Source organism: Streptomyces albidochromogenes (assembly GCF_005981925.1).
GTDB classification, from domain to species: domain Bacteria; phylum Actinomycetota; class Actinomycetes; order Streptomycetales; family Streptomycetaceae; genus Streptomyces; species Streptomyces albidochromogenes.
Genome location: NZ_VBVX01000125.1, coordinates 1 through 17,986, shown reverse-complemented (window position 1 = coordinate 17,986; position 17,986 = coordinate 1). Strand labels below are relative to the sequence as shown.

The following is a 17,986-nucleotide window of genomic DNA, read 5'->3' as shown; positions in this document are numbered from 1 at the left end:
GGGCGGAGCCGTGCCGGACCTGTGGCGTCCCTTCGCACACCCGTCCCCTGAACACCCCGTTCCCCTTCGATTACAGTGCTGCGCCAGACGTCGGACACCGGAACGCGACCGGCACACGCGAAGGGCAGAAGCGGTGAGCGCACCAGTCACATCATCCGTATGGGGCCGTGCCGAGCAGCAGGACTTCCGCAGCCGGGTGCGCGGCTGCCTGCTCGGCGGTGCGGTCGGTGACGCGCTCGGTGCCGGCGTGGCCGCCCTGAGCCTGGACGAGATACACGCGGCCCACGGCGTGGACGCGGTCACCGACCTCGTCCCCGTGTACGGCAGACGCGGCGCCGTCACCGCCGGCACCCAGCTGACCCTCTTCACCGTCGACGGGCTCATACGGGCCCAGGTGCGCCGCGACACCGGGGCCTGGCACCCGCCCACCGACATACACCGCGCCCACCTGCGGTGGGCACTCACCCAGCGCGACTGGGGGCCCGACGAGCGCCGCAAGGACGGCGGCTGGCTCGCCCGGGAGGAGTGGCTGTACGCGCGCCGCGACCCCTCACGGGAATGCCTGACCGGCCTCGCCGACGAGACCATGGGCACACTCGACCGGCCCAGGAACCCCACCGCCCGCGACTCCGGCGCCGTCACCCGCTCCGCGCCCTTCGGGCTCCTCGTCGGCTGGGAGCCGCAGCTCGTCTTCCAGCTCGCCGTCGAATGCGCCGCCCAGACCCACGGCCACCCCACGGCGTACCTCTCGGCCGGTGCGTTCTCCGTGATCGTGCACGGTCTGGCGCGGGGCGAGACCGTGGACGCATCCGTCCAGCGCGCGCTCGCCCAGCTCGCCGCCCGCCCCGGCCACCAGCCTGTCACCGACGCCCTCAAGCAGGCGCTCGGCGCCGTACGCCAGGGGATGCCGTCGCCCGCCCGCGTCGAGTCGCTGGGCGACGGGCGCACCGCCGAGGACGTGCTCGCGGTCGCCGTCTACTGCGCCCTCGTCGGCGAGGACATCCGGCACGGTCTGCGCCTGGCCGTCAACCACGGCGGCGCCTCGGAGGCCACCGGCGCGCTCTGCGGCAGCCTGCTCGGCGCGCTGCACGGCGAGACCGCGCTGCCGCCCGGCTGGGTGGCGGAGCTCGAAGGGCGCTCCACGCTCCTCGAACTCGCCGACGACTTCGCCATGGAGATGACCCAGGGCCCCGCCCTGCACGGCCCCGCGATCAGCGCCCCCGGCTGGCTGAACCGCTACCCGAGGGCCTGACGGCCGGACCACCGGGCCCACCACCCCGATCGACGGCGCCGCACCTGCCGGGCACCGTCGCGCCCGCCGTGTGCGGCGGCGAGTCGTCGTCCCCGTCCGTGTTGTCGCGTGCCAGCACCGCGTCGCGCTCCGGAGTGTCCTCCGGCTTGAGGTGGTCGAACAGGAGCAGAGACACGGCCGGCGGCGCCGACACCTGGTACTGCGTTGCCACGCCGTCCCTTCCGTAGTTCACCACCCAGAACGCGAACAGCACGCGAGCCCACGAGACCAGGGCGGCCGTCGGACCGGTCTTACGGAACCGGGGCAGCAGCCCGAGCGTGGAACGGGATGGCGATCGGAAGAGGGAGCGGGAGTCGGGGGAGGAGAAGGAAGGCGGAAGGGCGGGGCTGCGGCTATCGCATCAGCTCGCCCGCGTTCACCAGCAGCGACTGGCCAGTGATCGCCCGGGACCGGTCCGAGGCGAGGAACGCCACGGCCTGTGCCACGTCGCCGTCCGTGGCCAGCTCGGGCAGCGCCATCCGCGCGGTCAGCCGCCCCAGCACCTCCTGCTCCGGTACGCCCTCGGTGTGCGCGGCGAACTGGACGTACGCCTGCACCGGCGGGCCCCACATCCACCCGGGCAGCACGGTGTTGACCCTGATCCGGTGCGGCCCGAGTTCGCGCGCCATCGAGTACATCGCCGAGGTGAGCGCCCCCTTGGACGCCGCGTACGCCGCCTGCTCCACCTCGGACGGCGCGGCGATCGCCGACTGCGTGCCGATGATGACGACCGAGCCGCCCCGCTCCTTCAGTGCCGGCAGGCAGGCGCGGGTCATCCGCAGTGTGCCGAGCAGGTTGACGTCGAGCACGCTCTGCCAGGTGGCGAAGTCGGCGTCCTCGACGCCGCCGAAGTAGCTGTCCCAGGCAGCGACATGGACGACGGCGTCGATCCGCCCGAAGCGCTCGACGGCGAGTGCGGCGAGCGCCCGGCACTGGTCCTCGTGCGTGATGTCGGTGGCCAGCCGGGCCGTGTGCCCGCCGCCCGGATCGATCTCGGCGGCGCACTTGACGAGGTTCGCCTCCGTGCGGGCGCCGAGCACCGCGTCGCCGCCGTCGCGCACGACGGCCGCGGCGATCTGGTGCCCGAGCCCGGCGCCGACGCCCGACACGACGACGGTCTTCCCCTGCAGCAGCATCCGGTCGCCCTTCCGGTCCCAGGTCTGGCCAATTATCTGACGAGGCGTCAGAGTAGGTCCGTCCGGCGGCGGAAGGAAGGGATCGGCAGCCATGGGTGAGGACACGCGCAGTGAGGTGTACGCGGAACTGGCGGGCGTGGGGCCCTACGGCGTCCGGCCGGGACACGCCCTGATCACCATGGTCGAACCGCACCCGGGCCACGAGTACGCGTACAACCGCTGGTACGAGGACGACCACTACATCGCCGGCGCGATGGCCATGCCCTGGATGTACGCCGGGCGCCGCTGGGTCGCCACCCGCGACCTCCAGCTCCTGCGCTACCCCGAGAAGTCAGCCGTCGCGCAGCCGGTCACCGCCGGCTGCTACCTCTCGACGTACTGGGTGACGCGGGGGCGCTACGACGAGCACATGAAGTGGACCGTCGGGATCAACAAGCGCCTGAACCGCGACGGGCGCGTCCACCAGGACCGTACGCACGTCTTCACGGCCTTCCAGGACCACGAGGCGACCGTCTACCGCGACGGGGACGCCGGGCCGCGCGACTTCCACGCGCTCGACCACCCGTACCGGGGCCTGGTGCTGGAGGTCGTCGACGCCGAGAGCCCCGGGCGGCGGGCGGAGCTGCTGGAGTGGCTGCGGGACACACGGCTGCCGGGGCGGCTGGCGGGCTCGGCCTCACCGGCGGCCATGGTCACCGTCTTCCGGCCGACGCCGCTGCCGGGTGACCGGATGAGCTACGTGAAGCAGGTCGAGGGGGTCGACACCCGGCTGACGCTGCTCTGGTTCCTGGAGGCCGATCCGCGCGAGGCGTGGGAGGAGCGCTTCGGCGGACTGGACGAGGAGGTGGCGGCGTCGGGGCTGGGCCTGGTGGAGCTGGTGGCGCCGTTCGTCCCGACGGTCCCGGGGACGGACCGGTACGTCGACGAACTGCGCTGAGGCGGCGGTCCGCACGGCGGCGGACGCACCGGAGCCCCCTCGGCCAGGACGGCGGACCGGTCGAGAGGGCTCACTGCGGTGGTGCTCGGCGCGTCGTTGCCGCGCCTCGGTGCTCGGTGCCCGCGCCTCGGTGGGTCGGTCTCGGCGCGTCGTCCACGGCGGGTCGTGACTCGCCCCGGACCGGTCAGCCGAGGTCGAACGTCCCCTGGCCGACCCCGCCCACGAACGCGCTCCAGGAGCCGGGGGCGAAGGTGATCGAAGGGCCCTCGGGCGCCTTCGAGTCCCGCACCGCGACAGCGTGGCTGACCGGGGACTTGACCTCTACACATGCGCCGTTACCCCCGGAGTACGAGGACTTCGTCCAGGTGTCCGTAGCGCCCTGATGGATTGCCATGTTCACTCCGAATTTGCTGGTCGTGGAGAGTGAGACACCAACGTTCTTGCTGGCGTGAGCGACGCTACTCGCGAACCACATCGCGTGAAGTGGTCGTTCACCCGACCGGATGGCATATTCCATGAGGGACTTCCGCTGCGCCGTGACCAAGGTGTACCGTTCCGGTTCCCTCGGCGGAATCGCTGATTCAGGGGGGCTGATCAGCGGGCGTACTCCTTCGCGATGTTCGCGATGAAATGGCGCGAGGCCTCGACGTTCAGCGCTTGGGCGCGCAGGTGCTCGTACATCACGCTGTACTTCTGGACGTCGTTCGCCTTCTCCAGATAAAGGTCGCTCGTGACGCCCTCGATGTAGACCACGCTGGAGTCGGCCGCGTCCGGGAACTCCAGGATCGCGTAGTGGCCGCTGATGCCGGGGTGCGCGCCCATGTCGAACGGAAGTATCTGGACCGTCACATGGGGCAGCTGGGACTGCTCCACCAGGTGTTCCAGCTGCTCCCGCATGAGCTGTCTGTCCCCGACCACGCGGCGCAGCGCCGCTTCGTCGATCACGGCCCACAGCCGCAGCGGCTGTTCGGCGGTGAGGATGCGTTCCTGCCAGCGCAGTCTGACGTTGACCCGTTTCTCGACGTCGCCGGCGGCCGTCTCGGGCAGCGCGCCGGTGATCAGCGCCTCGGCGTAGCGCGGGGTCTGGAGCAGGCCGGGAACGATCTGCGGGTCGTACACGCGCAGCGACGCGGCGTCCGTCTCCAGGCCGATGTAGACGCTGTACGGGATGTCGCCGAAGGCGTGCCACCAGCCCTGCTGGCGCGAGTCCTTGGCCATCTGCATCAGCGAGTCGACGATACGGTGGTCCTCGACGTCGTACACCCCGCACAGGTCGCGCACGTCGCGCTGGCTGATGGAGCGGCGGCCGTTCTCCAGGCGGCTGATCTTCGACTGGGAAACCAGGAGGCGCTCCGCCACCTCCTCGGCCGTCATGCCCTTGAGCTCGCGCAGCCGGCGGAGCTCCTGGCCCAATCGGCGTCGCCTGACGGTGGGGTTGACGTTCGACGCCACGGGTACTGCACCTCCGGCTGAGTGCGTTGTGCGTATGTGCTGCTACACGCTCTACTTCTCAGCAGACTGCCACCAATGGTCATGTCCGCGCTGGGAAATGCCCACACAGGGTGCCGACGCGAGCGCGCGGGGTGGCGGTCCGGTCGGGGGCCAGGGCGGCCTGGCCGACCGGTCCGCTCCCCGCGCGCCGGGGTGCGGCTCCCGAACCGGGTCATGGGGACATCGGTGCGGCGTCGGTCGTACGGGTGCTGCTCTCGGTGCTGGGCTCAGTGCGCCGCGAGGCGCGCCATGCCGTCGCGGCGTGACTGCGTTTGCTGCGGTTGCGACTGCATCGGCACGGCCGACTGGGGTCGGCCGCCTCCCGCAGGGGCGCGGCGCGGCTGTGCGGCCACACCGTTCTGGACGTCCATCACGGCGTGCGCCACGAGTCCGCCCATCGGGTCGTGCCTGATCAGATCCCGGAGGCGGGAGCGTGATGAGCGCCCCTCGTTGCCGGGGTAGAGGTGCTTGCCGAGTCCCACTGCGTGAGCGAGCGCGGCGAGCGCCGCGGTCCGCGGGTCCGGCGGTACGCCGGTGCGGATCGCACTGTCGAGCCGGGACCTGATTTCCCGGCAGATCACCGATTCCGTCGCCTGGTAGCGAGTCGTCGGCAGCACCCCGCACATCTGACCCGCCACGGCATGGACCATGCCGCACCGCTCCAGATGCGAGAGATACGTCTGGCGGAGCCCCAGCCGGGGCCCGCCGATCCAGTGGACGGCCCGGACCGGGCTGCCGCGCCTGCGCAGCAGTTCCAGTGCGGAGTCCAAAGTCGGATCTCCTGTCGGCCGTGCCATCACCACGGCGATACGATCCCCGTCTGGGGCTATCCGTCCTGCCAGAGCCAGCTCTACTAGCTGTGCCCCGGCCAGGCCGAGGTCGAGCGACTGCGGCTGCGCTGTGGTACCCGTTGTCGGGTCCAGAGCGAGCAGCAGAAGCTCCTCCGGAAGTGTTCTGCGGCTCCTGCCCATCCATGCCTCCCCGCGTGGATGAATGACAGGGTGACCCCTCTCACATTCATCTGTCGAGAGTGCCTGGGTGCTTCGTACGGGAACCGGCACGTATGTCGTTCTCGTCTAGCGAGGGAGCCAGGGTCTCAGACAGGACACTGGTACATGGTTCGGACATCGGACCGCGGACAGCGGGCGTATGCGCGGGCGCATATGAAGGAGGCATCGGTGGCGGGCGAGTCCCCCGACAGGTCGGAGCAGCGGAAGTCGTCGGGGGAGACGGCCCCGGGTGAACGCGATCCGCGGCTCGCCGTTTTCCGGGAGTCGGCCGGCAGGGCCGAACCGGCGGACAGCGGCCGCGTCGATCAGCCGACGGCGGTTTTCAAGCTGCCGCGAGAAGAGTCCCCGACGGCCCCGGAGTCCCCGGAGGCGGCCCCGGAGCCCGCACAGGCTCCGGAGGACCCGTCCCCGAAGGCCCCCGAGGGCGATGCGCGCCTGCGCAGGGCGGTGGCGGCCTGGGTCGCCACGGCGGACGCCCCCCAGGACCGGGACGACGCGGAGAACTCCGACGGCTCCCCGCAGGCTCCTGAGGGCCGCCCCGGCGACGCCGGGGCCGTGGCGGAGGAGGCGGAGGCCATGGCCGACGCGCCCGCCCCGCACACGACGTCCCAAAACGCGCCCACGGCCACCCTGGACGCGCCCGTCGGCGACCCCGAGCCGCCCCGGGCCCCGAAGCCCGGCGCGCCCGAGGACTCCGCCGCAGCCACGGCCGGCGCGGCGGACGCTTCCGGGACGGACGCGGGCGCCGATGGCGCTGGTGAGCCGTCGGCCGACGCGGCCGGCGCGGCCGGTGCCGGATGGAGCGAGCACGCGGTGGAGCTGTCCGGTACGGACGTCAAGACCGCCGGTGCTCCGGTCGGCAAGGCGACCGCCGAGCCGCAGGCCGACGCCGACGCCGACGACAGTGCCGCCGATGCCGATGCCGACGGGGCCCCGGATGCGGACGACGCCGCCGGCGGCGAGCCGTCCGCGTCCGGTACGGACCACCCGGAGGACTCCCCCCGCGCGGCCGACGACGAGGCCGAGCCCGGCCCGGCCGATGCGGATGCGAACGCCGCCGACGCCGAGGAGGACCGTTCCGCCAAGGCCGACGCCAAGGCCGACGCCAAGGCCGACGCCAAGCAGGACGACAAGGGCGACGGCGAGGGCCGGGGCGGGGACGCCCCCGCCGCCGCCGTGGTCCGGGACAGCCCCAAGGGCGGCGGCGGGAGCGCGCCGTCCGGTGGAGCGGGACCGCGTGAGGGCTCCGGCGCCGCGCGGGACGCGGAAGCCACCACCGGCGGGGTCGACCAGGCCACCGCCGTGTTCAAGGCCGTGCGGCCGCGCCAGGCCGTGGACCAGCCGACCACCGCGCTCAAGGCCGTCACGCCCGAGTCCGCCGCCGAGCGCACCAGCCAGTTCGTCCCGCTGAAGCGGGACGACGTCCGGCCGCCGTCCGGCCGCCCGCGCAGCGTCACCCCTGCCGCCACGGCCGCCGCGGCCCCGGCCGCCGCGACCCCCGAGGCCACCGCCGCCCCCGTCCCGGAGGCGGAGCGCACGCGGCAGCAGCCGCTGCCGCCCAAGCCGCCGCTCGACCTGCTGGCCGAGCTGACGAACACCCCGCCCCCGCCGGAGACCCCGGTCAGGACCGCCGTGCGGCGCGTCAAGATCTGGGCGCCGCTGGTGCTGCTGCTGGTGATCGTCTTTGCGGTCGTACAGTACGTGCGGCCGCTGCCCGCGCCCACGCTCGCGCTGACGGCGAAGCCGACGTACACCTTCGACGGTGACGCGCTCAGCATGCCGTGGCCCGAGGAGGGTCAGTCGGCCGTCGAGGTGCCGGGCGTCGGCACGATCGGTACGCACGGGGAGCAGAAGCCCGCGCCGATCGCCAGCGTCGCCAAGACCATGACGGCGTACGTGATCCTCAAGGAGCACCCCCTCAAGGGCGCCGAGAACGGCCCGAAGATCACGGTCGACGCGCAGGCCGAGAGGGAGTCCAAGCACAAGGACGAGTCGACCGCCAGCATCAGGGAGGGGCAGCAGTTCACGGAGCGGCAGATGCTCCAGCTGCTGATGGTCCCCTCCGGCAACAACGCGGCGCGGCTGCTGGCCCGCTGGGGCGCCAAGTCCGAGGAGGAGTTCGTCGGCAAGATGAACGACGCCGCCAAGGACCTCGGCATGAAGAACACGACGTACACCGACCCGAGCGGCCTGGAGGCCACCACGGTCAGCACCGCGACCGACCAGCTCAAGCTGGCGAAGGCGGTCATGGAGAACGACGTGTTCCGCGAGATCGTGAACCTGCCGGAGGTCGAGATCCCCGGCATCGACGGGAAGATCTACAACAACAACAACATCCTGCTCCAGCCCGGAGTCAGCGGAATCAAGACCGGCTCGTCCACCCCCGCCGGCGGCAACCTGCTGTGGTCCGCCAACACCGTCGTCGACGGCGAGGAGCGCCGGATCGTCGGTGCGGTGATGGGCCAGGAGGACGCCACCACGCTCGACGGCAAGCTGCAGCTCGCGATCAGCCGGAGCCTCAAGCTGATCCAGGCGGCCCAGAAGGACGTCACGTCGGCGACCGTCGTGAAGAAGGGCGACGTCGTCGGTTACGTCGACGACGGCCTCGGCGGCCGGACGCCGGTCGTCGCGACCAAGGACCTGAAGGCCGTCGGCTGGCCGGGCCTGAAGGTGGAGCTGGCGATCTCCGACGCCGGGAAGCCGCTGCCGCACGCCGCGAAGGCGGGCGACGAGGTCGGTCAGGTGACCGTCGGCTCGGGCCCCGGCCGGGTCACCGCGCCGGTCGTGCTCCAGAAGGACCTGGTCGAGCCGGGCCTCGGGGACAAGCTGACCCGGATCGGCTGAGCCGGGGCCGGTCCGATCAGGGAGTGCTGCCGCCGGTCCCGGGACCGGCGGCAGCGGCCCGTTCACCGCGTGTTAGCGTCCGGGCAACTACGGGACACGGGGACGGCGTCCTACTGCGTGTCGGGGGGTTGTTGGTACCCGGGGGAGACGGGGAGAGCCGTAATGACCACCGCTGAGCCCAGGCGCGCCGAGGGCGGGGACGGGGACGACGCCGGCCGTGACGGTCGCACCGGCATACGGGACGCCGGCGTACGGCCGGGCCCGGAGCGCGGCGCGGTCTCGGGCAGCGGCCCAGCGCCGGCGGCTCGCACCGCCCCGGGCCGCGCGCCCGCGGCCGTGCCCGCCGCCCCGGACGGCGGCCGCGCGCGCCACTTCCTGCGGCACCCCGTCACGATCGCGACGGCCGCCGCCGCGGTGGTCCACGTCGTGTGGTTCTTCTGCTTTGCGAACAGCGGCGGCGACCTCGCCGCCCAGGACGCCTGGGCCGAGTTCGTCGGCCGCCACCCCGACTCGGCGTACAACCTCGCCTGGTACGGAGGCATGCACCCGGTGTCGTACAGCGTGGTCTCGCCGTACCTGATGTCGGTCCTCGGCGTCCGTACGACGATGATGATCGTCGGCACCGTGTCGGCCGCCCTGACCGCGCTGATCCTGGTCCGCGTCAAGGCGGTCCGCAACCCGCTGTGGTGCGCGCTCGCCGGGGTCTTCGCCTTCCTCTGCAACGCCCTGTCGGGCCGGGTGACCTTCGGCCTGGGCATGATGTTCGCGCTCGGCGCGGTCGCGGCGGTGTTCTGCTGGCCGCGCCGCTGGGCCGCCAACCGGTGGGCGAAGGCGGCCGTCGCCGCGCCGCTCGCGGGTCTGGCCACGGCGAGCAGCCCGGTCGCGGGCCTGTTCCTCGGTGTCGTCGCGGCCGCCCTGTTCCTCAACAAGCGCCGCCCCGGGGCCTACGCGCTCGGCCTCGCGCCGGTCCTCGTCGTCGCCGTGTCGTCCTGGCTGTTCCCGTTCTCCGGCACGCAGCCGATGTCGGTCGGGACGGCGTCGCTGCCGTTCCTGTACGGCGTGCTGGTGGCCGTGCTCGTACCGGCGGACTGGAAGACGGTCCGGACGGGGGCCGCCGTATACGCCTTCGGCGTGCTGCTGACCTATCTGATCGACTCGCAGATCGGCAGCAACGTCTCGCGCCTGGCGATGGTGTTCGCCGGTGTGGTGCTGCTGGCCGCGCTGCCGTTCGTCGCGCCGCGCACGGCCAAGTGGTACGCCCTCGTCGTCGCCTTCGCCGGGTTCACCTTCTGGATCGGCTACAAGAGCGTCGACGACATCATCCGCACCGCGCCGACGGCGTCCTGGGCGCGCGAGCTGGCCCCGCTGGTCAATCAGTTGCAGGAGGTCGGCGCGGAGAAGGGCCGGGTCGAGGTGGTCCCGGCGAGCAGTCACCGGGAGGCGTCGGCACTCGCTCCGTACGTCAACCTGGCGCGCGGCTGGAACCGGCAGGCCGACATGGAGCGCAACCCGCTCTTCTACGACGACACGCTCCACCCCGACACGTACCGCGAGTGGCTGGACCGCTGGGCCGTGCACTACGTCGTGCTGCCCAAGGGCGCCCCGGACAGGTCGGGCGCCACGCAGGAGTACGAGCTGGTGCGCAGCGGCCAGCCGTACCTCGAACAGGTCTGGGCGGACGACAACTGGCGGCTCTTCCGCGTCGACGACCCCACTCCGCTGGCCGACCCGCCGGCGACCGTGGACCGCGCCGGCGCGGGCGAGCTGACGATCCGGGTGCGGAGCGCGGGGCGGGTCCTGATCCGGATCCCGTACTCGCCGTGGCTGGGCCTCGTCGACGCCGAGGGGGAGCGGGTCGAACCGCCGGCCGAGACGCCGGAGTCCAAGCTCCGGGGGCAGACGCCGCGCAAGTTCACCAACCCGAACGGCTGCCTGATGAAGGCGGACGAGGACGCGGCCGGCGACGAGTGGACGCAGTTGCTCGCGCCGAGGCCCGGCGTGTACCGGCTGGCGGCGCCCTACGGTCTGACCCGGGGGACGGCCTGCCCGCAGGAGCTGCGCTGAGGGACCGCGCGCGAGCCGCACCGGGGACGGGCGGCGGTCGCCGGCCCCCGGTGGTGAGGTGCTCGTCCCGTGCGGCGAGGACGCCGGCGGCCCCCGTGCGCGGGAGCGGTCACGGCGTTCCCGCCCCGCCCGTCGGCGCGGCGCAGACCGACGGGACCCGGGGCGTGCCCAGTTCGACGTGCCGCAGCCGTTCGTCCTCCAGCTGGGCGAGCAGGCCCTTCAGCAGCTCCTTGTCCCCCGGGTCCGCCAGGAATTCCAGCACCGCCCGGTAGAAGGCGCCCCGCACCCCCGGCGGCATGACGTCCGACGCGTCCGCGCACAGCCGCTTCGCGCTCGTCAGGGTGTCGTGCACGGCCCGGTTCGCCCAGCTCTCGCCGTACGAGCCGACGGAGACCGGGAAGAACGGCCGGTTGCTCTCCGGCACCGCCTGCGCCCAGGTGGCCCGCGCCTCGTCCCCGGTGAGGAAGGTGATCAGGGCCCGCGCGCCGCTCGTGTCGTCGAACAGCGCCGCCATGTCGCCCGCCACCTCGTACGCGCCCCGGTCGTTGCCCAGTCCGGCGACGGCCCGGGTGGTCGGCACGTACGTGATGTCCTCGTCGTACAGCCGCCGGACGAAACTGCCCTGGTGCTCGCGCCGGCAGCCGTCGCCGGAGCGCTTCAGCAGCCCCTTGCCGTCGTTGCCGTTGAAGTCGTTGCCGAGAGCGGCGTCCGCCTGCGACCGGTCGCCGCCGGGGGCCATCAGCCGGCCCCACGTCTCCCAGGACGTGCGGACCTCGTCGCTGTTCCAGGAGAGTTCGCCGGTGGCCCACAGCTCGTACACGTCCGGGCCCCACTTCTGGAGCAGGATGTCCTCGATCCAGTCGCTGCCGGGCCACCCCGACGTCGCGCCGGATCCCACGCCGACGCACCACTCGCCCTTCTGAGGCGCGCGGCCCGGATAGTGCCACACCACGCTCTTCAGGTCGACCTTGACCGGCGTCCAGTACGCGTTCTTGCGGCCGTCGACGGTGAGCTCGGGGGCCCACGGTTCCGGGGAACGCTCGCGGACGTTCTCGGGAAGCGGTACGAGCACACCCTGGTGCGCGTACTCGGTGAGTTCGCCGAGGCTGTTCAGTACGGCGATGTCCGGCGGCGACCCGGCCTGCACCTGGGCGAGCAGCGTCTCGCGCAGCGACGTGGTGCCCTGGTAGTCGTACGCGATCCCGTACTTCTTCTCGAACTGGTCGAGCACCGTCTCGAAGCTCCTCTCCTCGTCACCGGTCCACGGCCCGAGCACGCTGACCACCGGCGGCGGCTCCTCGGCGCACGCGGCGCAGGACAACGCGAGCCCGGCCAGGAGGCAGAGGGACAGCAGCAGGCGCGGCGGACGGGAACGGCGTTTCACTTGCGGCCTCCTGCGGGGCTCCGGGGAACGGCGTACTCGGCGAGGAGCGACTGGAGCGTCCACAGGACGACCCCCGCCATCAGCGCGGTCCCGAGCGGGATGAACACCGTGCCCCGGACCCAGGCCTCGGTGTTGCCCTCCCGGACGGCCTCGGCGATGCCGTCCTCGGCGTCGGACACGGCCGCCGCCTGGGCCCCCGGGGTGCCGGCCGGCGTCAGCGGGGCGACCGCCTCCTGCATCCCCGTCTGGCTCGCGTGCGCCTGCCAGGTCCCGAACGCCAGGACGGGAACGGCGGCCAGCAGCAGGGTCACCGCCGCCAGCGGGACGCTCAGCCGCAGCCGGAAGCGCCGGCGCAGGAACACCTGGGTGCCCACCAGCCGCACGCCGAGCAGCGCGCAGGCCGCCACCGCGACCGGCCAGGCCAGCAGCGGCGCGGCGCCCCAGTCCTCCTGGTGGTCCAGGGCGTCGGTCTGCCGGGTCTGGAGCGTGACGATCCGGGCCAGGATGCCCGTCTCGGGCTCGTGCATCATGCGCCGCGCGTACGTGAGGTTGGCGCTGCTCAGCTTCGGCTGGTGCGACTGGGTCCACGCCCCGTCGATGCGCAGCGCGTAGCTGTCGACGAGCCCGGACACGATCCGCAGGGTCTGCCGGTCCTCGCGGTCGAGGGAGCCCGTGGCGGCCGCCCGGGCGAGGCTGCTCTTCGCCTCGGCGACCTGGGTCCGGTACTCCTCGCCGCGCGGCAGGATGTCCGGCCACGCGTGGTGGTCCGTCCGGTAGTCCAGGTGGTCGTCGGCGGTGGTGTGGGCCTGGCGCAGGAAGGTGTGCGCCCTGGCCAGTTCGACCACGGCGGGGCCGGTGCGCTCGCGGATCGACACGGAGTCGCGGTGGACCTCGTCGTACGCGCCGAAGAGCGCCGCGCCGCCGACGGCGGTCAGGGCGAGCAGCCAGGTGAGCTGACGGCGCAGGTAACCGACGGTGGAGACACCGTCGGCCCCGGTGGCCGAGCGCCAGAACCGGTGCGACGGGCCGGAGATCACGCGTCGCCGTCCCGGGGCTCGGGGCGCGGCTCGGGCCGCTGGGGCAGCATCGTGCTGTGGGCGCGCAGGACCATCGCGGAGTTGATGTCGAGCGGCCGGATGTCGGGGCGCACCTCCACCTCGCCGGTGGCCGCGTCGATGATCCGTACGACGTCGCCGAGCCGTTGCAGCATTGGTTCGTTGCCCATCGCGTGGGCCCGGCGCACGGCCTCGCCCCACGCGGCACGCGCCCCTTCCGTGTCGCCGGCGCGCTGGGCGGCGCGTCCCGCTTCGAGGCCGCGGACCAGGGCGTCGTGGTGGGCGTAGTGGGCGACCTTGGGGTCGTACGCGCTGTAGAGGTCGCGGTGCCGCGTCCAGTGGACCAGCACGGGCCGCGCCGGGGGGAGCACCGGCCCGGGTTCTCCCGGCGCGGCCTCCCGCACGATCTTCAGGTCGGCCAGCCACAGGGACCGGTCGACCGGGTCCTGCGGCGTACGGGAGGCGGCCACGCACACCAGGTACTCGCGGGTCTCGTCGCCCCACGGCGGCGTACGGAACTCCACGCACCGGTCGCCGGCCGGCACCCGCTCCGGGAGCAGGTCGCGGCGGGTGGGGTGGACCTGCCGCACGGTGAGCGGTTCGCTGCCCGCGCGGTGGGTGAGGCGCAGCCGCAGACCGGTGAGGTGCCGGGCGGTGGACTCGGCGGTGACGGAACGGAACTCGCCGGGCAGGTCGTCGAGGTCCCGTACGGCGTCGGCCCTGCCGTCGAGGCTGTCGGCCACCAGGTGCAGCTCGTCGGGGTCCCAGTCCTCGCCGATGCCGATGGCGTCACAGGTGAAGAGGCCGGAGCAGGCCGCGAGTTCGGCGACCAGGGCGTCCCGCTGCTCGTGTTCGTTGCGGCCGTCGCCGAGCAGCAGCGCGTGCCGGACGGCGGGCCCGGGGCGGCCGCCGAACAGCTCGCGGGCCAGTGCGAGCCAGCTGCCGATGGCCGTGCCGCCGCCCGGCGCCAGGCGTTCCACCGCGTCCTGGGCGTCCTTGCGGGTGGTGGCGTCGGCCCGTACGAGCGCGGCGGACTGCCGGGGGGCCGGGGGGTAGACCAGTTCCGCCGTGTGGCGTCCGGCGACGACGGCGAAGTACGTGCCGTCGGGCAGCGCGCGTATCGCCTCCGCCGCCGCTTCCTGGGCGGCCCACAGCTTCTCGCGCGGGTAGCCCATGGAGGCCGAGCAGTCGAGGAGCAGGATCTCGGCCCGGGCGGGGGGCGCGGGAGCCGCCGCTCCCTCCCCGGCCGCCGGAAGCGACACCGTGACGGTCACCACGGCGCACATGCGCGTACCGCCCTCGGCCCCGCGTTCGGCCCAGACGTAGGGCTGCTGGCTCACTTCGAGGGAGACGACTCCAGCGGCCGGGGTGTGTGGGCCGCCTTCCACATCTCTCGTGTCCTGCGCACCTTCTGTGCCGTCCTGAGCCATGCGTGCTCCTTGTGTGTCCAGCGCAGTGGTCTGATCCCGTTGGCCAGGTCGAGGAGCGCGTGCGCGCGTGCGTCACCCGCCTGCTGGGAAAGGCCCCGGTACGCCTCCTCCAGGCGTCCGCGCAGTCTGTTCTCGGTGAGGTCCGGGTCCTGGACGCGTTCGCGCAGGGCGGCCAGCCGCGTGGCCGCGCCCCGGGCGTCGTCCGGCGCCCCGCGGAGCCAGTCGAGGACGGCCTCCCGGATGTGCGTCTCCAGTCGCAGGCTCGCGTGCCGGTCCGTCAGTCCCTCCTCCTCCCGCAGCCGGGTCACCCGGGCGAGCGCGGCGGCGATGGACTCCAGCGGCGGCGGCTCGCCGTCCGGGGACCGGCGGCCCGCCAGGATCCGTACGATCGCGGTCCGCGCGGCCGTGCGGTGCCGCGAGTCCTTGGGCACGTGCTCCAGGATGTCCAGGGCCTTCTCCCGCTCCTCGCGGGCGAGGTGGATGCGGGCCAGCCCGAAGGCCGCGCTGCCGAGGGAGTGGTTGCGCAGCCAGACCGCCTCGTAGTAGTCGCGGGCGCGGTCGGGGCGGCCGAGCCGCTCGTGGCAGTACCCCAGGGCGAGCTTCGGGGCGTACTCGCCGGGCAGCGAGTCGTAGACGAGGTCGAACTCCTCGCGGGCCTCGGCGATCCGGTCGTCGCCGAGGTGGAGCAGCCCGGCGTGCCAGTGCAGCCGCCAGTCGTGCGGCGCCATCGCGCCGATCAGGGCGGTGGCCAGGTCGAGTTCGACGCGGGCCCGCTCGTGGTGGTGCGCGCGCGGCTGGGGGCGGCGGACCGACGCGCGGCGGGCCAGGCCGAGGTGGAGGCGGCAGCGCAGGAGGTGCAGCTCCGGGGACGGCGTCCAGTCCGCCAGCAGTTGCAGCAGCCCCGGCGCGTCGAACGAGATGCGGGCGAGGGAGGCCGCCTGCGGGTCGTCGGGGTCGGTCTTGGGCACGGGCAGGCCGGCCGCGACCTCGTCGGGGGAGGGGCGTGCGGCGTTGAGGGGCAGGCGGTGCGTGCCGTACGCCCAGCGGTCGAGGGTGGGGGCCTCGCCGAGGCCGCCGTCCAGCGCGGCCGACGCCGGTTCGAAGAGCCGGGAGGGCTCGAAGGTCTCCGTGCCGAGCCGCAGTGAGCGCAGTTCGCGGATGACGCCGCGCAGTTGGAGCGACATCTCGGCGGCCGTGGCGAACCGTCTGCGCGGCTCCGGGTCGGTGGCGCGGGCCAGCGCGCGGCGCAGGGACTCGGCGCCGAGGCCGGGGGCGGGGTGGTGCGCGGAGTCGGTGAGCTCGCGCAGGGTCACGCCGACGCTGTAGAGGTCGGACTGCGGGTGCGCCCGGCCGTCCTGCTCGACCTCGGGGCCCTTGTACGGGTCGGTGTACGGGCCGGGCGCGCCGAACTCCCGCACCCCGCCCACGTCGATGATCTTGATGCCGTCGCCGCAGTGCATGACGTTGTCCGGCTTCATGTCGCCGTACACCTTGCGCTCGTGCGTGTGCAGGTAGCCGAGCGCGTCGAGGATCCGGATGCCGTAGCTCACGATGAACTCGTGCACGCGCGGACCGGCGAACGGCTCCTCGTCGCGCGCGATCCGCTCGGCGATCTGGTGCAGCGCCATGCCGCCCGCGAACTCCATCACGATGTAGTCGGTGCCGGTGGGGCGGTGCGTCGCGTAGTTGATGACGCGGATGATGTCCTGGTGGTTGAGGTCGGTGAGATGCCGGCGTTCGCGCAGCGCGACCTCGCGGGCGAGCGGGCTGTGCGGGTTGCGCAGGCCCTTGAGGGCGACGGGGCGGTTGTAGAGCTGGGCGTCCTCGGCGAGGTAGACCCAGCCGAGGCCGCCGTGGGCGATGGGCCCGACGACCTGGTACTGGTCGGCCAGCACGTCGTCGGCGGACAGCTGGGGCTGGAGCGCATACGGCGTGCCGCAGCTGCACCGCCCCTCGGTCGTCACGACGCCGATGAGTTCCGTGCAGTCCGGGTTCCCGCAGCGCATGACGTGGGAGGGCTGGTCCTCGACGGGTTCGACGAGGAGGGCGGGGTCGGGGACCTCGACGTGCGGCAGGTCCATGAGGTTCTCGCCTGCGGGGGTGAGGACGAACCGGGCGGCGGCCCGGGCTCCCGAGCGCGCCGCCCCGGACTGCGCCGTGGCTCCCGCCTCCGCTTCCGTCCGCGCCGACGCCCGCCCTTCGGTCTTCGTCCCGGAGTCCACGGGCAGGCCGGTGAGGTCGCAGAAGCCGGTCTCGGTGACGTGCCCGGCGCACCCGGGGTGCGGGCACGGCCTCATCGGTCCCCCTCCGCCGTCGTGGCCGCCGCCGGTCCCGGTGCCGGTTCCGGCACGGGTTCCGCCGCCTCCACCGTGTGCTCCGCCCCGGTCCGCGTGCCGGGCGCGAGCGCCGCCCGGGCTTCCCGTACGAACCGGTCGACCGCCGCCTCCGCCACCCTCAGCTCGCAGGGCCCGCCGGTCAGCAGCCGCTGGGCCTCCTGGTGCGCGCGGGCCGCCGCCTCGGTCAGGCCGTGAGCGGCGAGGCGCGCCTGGTGACCGTCGAGGAGACCGCGCAGGTCCTGGTGGCGGGCGAGCTGCCGGGCCAGCAGCCGGTGGGCGGTCTCCGCCTCCAGCAGGGCGGTCTCCACGGTCCGCTCGACGTACGACAGCTTGACGAGGAAACCGGTCGCGCCCCGCTGCGGGTCCGCTTCGAGGCGGGCCGCCTTGAGTTCGAGGTCGGGGGCGTACCGGGGGACGGCGGGCAGCGGCGTGACGCAGGTCGCCGCCCGCCGCCGTAACTCCCGGGCGCTCTCCTCGGTGCGGGCGAGCGCGCGGATGCGGCGGCCTACGCGGTCCAGCCAGAGCCGGGGACGGGACGGGTCGAGGAGGAGTTCGTACGTCCGGCGCAGGGCCGGCGAGTCGTGCTGCCGGAACACGAGCAGCAGCCGGCCGCCGCGCCGCACCAGCGTGTCCAGCAACTCGACCGTCTCCAGCGGCTGGAGCGCGTCGTCCACCCCTCGGGCCACGGTCGTCAGCGGCAGCGCGTCGGCGGCGATGCGCGCGGGCATGGGCAGGAGGCCGGGCCCGTCGAGCGCCATGCCCTCGGCGATCTCCTCGGCGATCTGGGCCGGGGACTTGCCGCTCACGTCGACAGCCAGGTCGAGACTGCCCGCGCGGGGCGCGGTGACGCCGCGCCCGGGGCCGGCGGCGACGGAGGTGCGGGGCGACTGCTCGCGGTCCGCAAGGGTGAGGGTGGTGCGCAGGGCGAGGGCGGCGTCCACGTCCTCGTCGCGTACGAATGTGATCTCCACGTCGGCCAGGTCGTCCTCGCCCGCCAGCCAGCGGGTG

At 73.5% G+C, this 17,986-nt stretch carries 12 protein-coding genes and 2 pseudogenes; 4 read left to right on the top strand and 10 right to left on the bottom strand.

Annotation, left to right across the window (positions count from 1 at the left end; all coding sequences use genetic code 11):
• Nucleotides 1-133 precede the first annotated feature (133 nt).
• Entirely contained in the window at nt 134-1,252 is a 1,119-nt protein-coding gene (locus E2E34_RS17795; RefSeq protein WP_138902907.1) for an ADP-ribosylglycohydrolase family protein, read from the top strand.
• Here E2E34_RS17795 and E2E34_RS36505 read toward each other — a convergent pair.
• A pseudogene (locus E2E34_RS36505) lies at nt 1,212-1,590 on the bottom strand (Na+:solute symporter); the annotation flags it as partial. The gene E2E34_RS17795 and the pseudogene E2E34_RS36505 overlap by 41 nt on opposite strands.
• A 54-nt stretch (nt 1,591-1,644) precedes the next feature.
• Nucleotides 1,645-2,427, bottom strand: coding sequence for an SDR family oxidoreductase (locus E2E34_RS17785; RefSeq protein ID WP_138902906.1), 783 nt, complete (start codon nt 2,425-2,427; stop codon nt 1,645-1,647).
• Between the two features lie 91 nt (nt 2,428-2,518).
• On the opposite strand from E2E34_RS17785, the gene E2E34_RS17780 reads away from it, so the two are divergent.
• Entirely contained in the window at nt 2,519-3,364 is an 846-nt protein-coding gene (locus E2E34_RS17780) for a hypothetical protein (protein ID WP_138902905.1), read from the top strand.
• A gap of 184 nt (nt 3,365-3,548) precedes the next feature.
• Here the strand turns inward: E2E34_RS17780 and E2E34_RS17775 are convergent, their stop codons facing one another.
• The 3 genes from E2E34_RS17775 to E2E34_RS17765 all read right to left on the bottom strand — a co-directional run bounded on the left by E2E34_RS17775 (nt 3,549) and on the right by E2E34_RS17765 (nt 5,826).
• On the bottom strand, nt 3,549-3,758 hold the full coding sequence (locus tag E2E34_RS17775) for a DUF397 domain-containing protein (RefSeq protein WP_138902904.1): 210 nt from the start codon (nt 3,756-3,758) through the stop codon (nt 3,549-3,551).
• Nucleotides 3,759-3,958: 200 nt separating this feature from the next.
• Nucleotides 3,959-4,816, bottom strand: coding sequence for a helix-turn-helix domain-containing protein (locus E2E34_RS17770; protein WP_138902903.1), 858 nt, complete (start codon nt 4,814-4,816; stop codon nt 3,959-3,961).
• A 266-nt stretch (nt 4,817-5,082) separates the two neighbouring features.
• Complete coding sequence (locus tag E2E34_RS17765; protein WP_138902902.1) at nt 5,083-5,826, bottom strand: GOLPH3/VPS74 family protein; 744 nt, start codon at nt 5,824-5,826, stop codon at nt 5,083-5,085.
• Between the two features lie 207 nt (nt 5,827-6,033).
• Here E2E34_RS17765 and E2E34_RS17760 point away from each other — a divergent pair, with 207 nt between their 5' ends.
• Complete coding sequence (locus E2E34_RS17760; protein ID WP_138902901.1) at nt 6,034-8,709, top strand: serine hydrolase; 2,676 nt, start codon at nt 6,034-6,036, stop codon at nt 8,707-8,709.
• Nucleotides 8,710-8,871: 162 nt separating this feature from the next.
• The gene (locus tag E2E34_RS17755; protein WP_138902900.1) at nt 8,872-10,773 is read left to right on the top strand and encodes a DUF8823 domain-containing protein; all 1,902 of its coding nucleotides are present in this window, start codon (nt 8,872-8,874) and stop codon (nt 10,771-10,773) included.
• A gap of 109 nt (nt 10,774-10,882) precedes the next feature.
• Here E2E34_RS17755 and E2E34_RS17750 read toward each other — a convergent pair whose 3' ends face one another.
• The 5 genes and pseudogenes from E2E34_RS17750 to E2E34_RS35485 all read right to left on the bottom strand — a co-directional run.
• The gene (locus E2E34_RS17750) at nt 10,883-12,157 is read right to left on the bottom strand and encodes an extracellular solute-binding protein (protein ID WP_138902899.1); all 1,275 of its coding nucleotides are present in this window, start codon (nt 12,155-12,157) and stop codon (nt 10,883-10,885) included.
• Nucleotides 12,154-13,194 (bottom strand): GlnX family signal transduction membrane protein, encoded by a 1,041-nt coding sequence (locus E2E34_RS17745; RefSeq protein ID WP_138902898.1) that lies wholly within the window; start codon nt 13,192-13,194, stop codon nt 12,154-12,156. The genes E2E34_RS17750 and E2E34_RS17745 overlap by 4 nt, the downstream gene beginning before the upstream one ends.
• Nucleotides 13,191-14,552 carry a vWA domain-containing protein gene (locus E2E34_RS17740; protein WP_167518308.1) on the bottom strand — a complete coding sequence of 454 codons (1,362 nt, stop codon included), beginning with the start codon at nt 14,550-14,552 and terminating at the stop codon, nt 13,191-13,193. Before E2E34_RS17740 ends, E2E34_RS17745 begins: the two co-directional genes overlap by 4 nt.
• Nucleotides 14,549-16,939: a serine/threonine-protein kinase gene (locus E2E34_RS17735; protein WP_138902896.1), complete on the bottom strand. Its 2,391-nt coding sequence runs from the start codon at nt 16,937-16,939 to the stop codon at nt 14,549-14,551. The genes E2E34_RS17740 and E2E34_RS17735 overlap by 4 nt, the downstream gene beginning before the upstream one ends.
• Nucleotides 16,936-17,986: pseudogene (locus tag E2E34_RS35485) on the bottom strand (hypothetical protein); the annotation flags it as partial. The gene E2E34_RS17735 and the pseudogene E2E34_RS35485, both read right to left, overlap by 4 nt.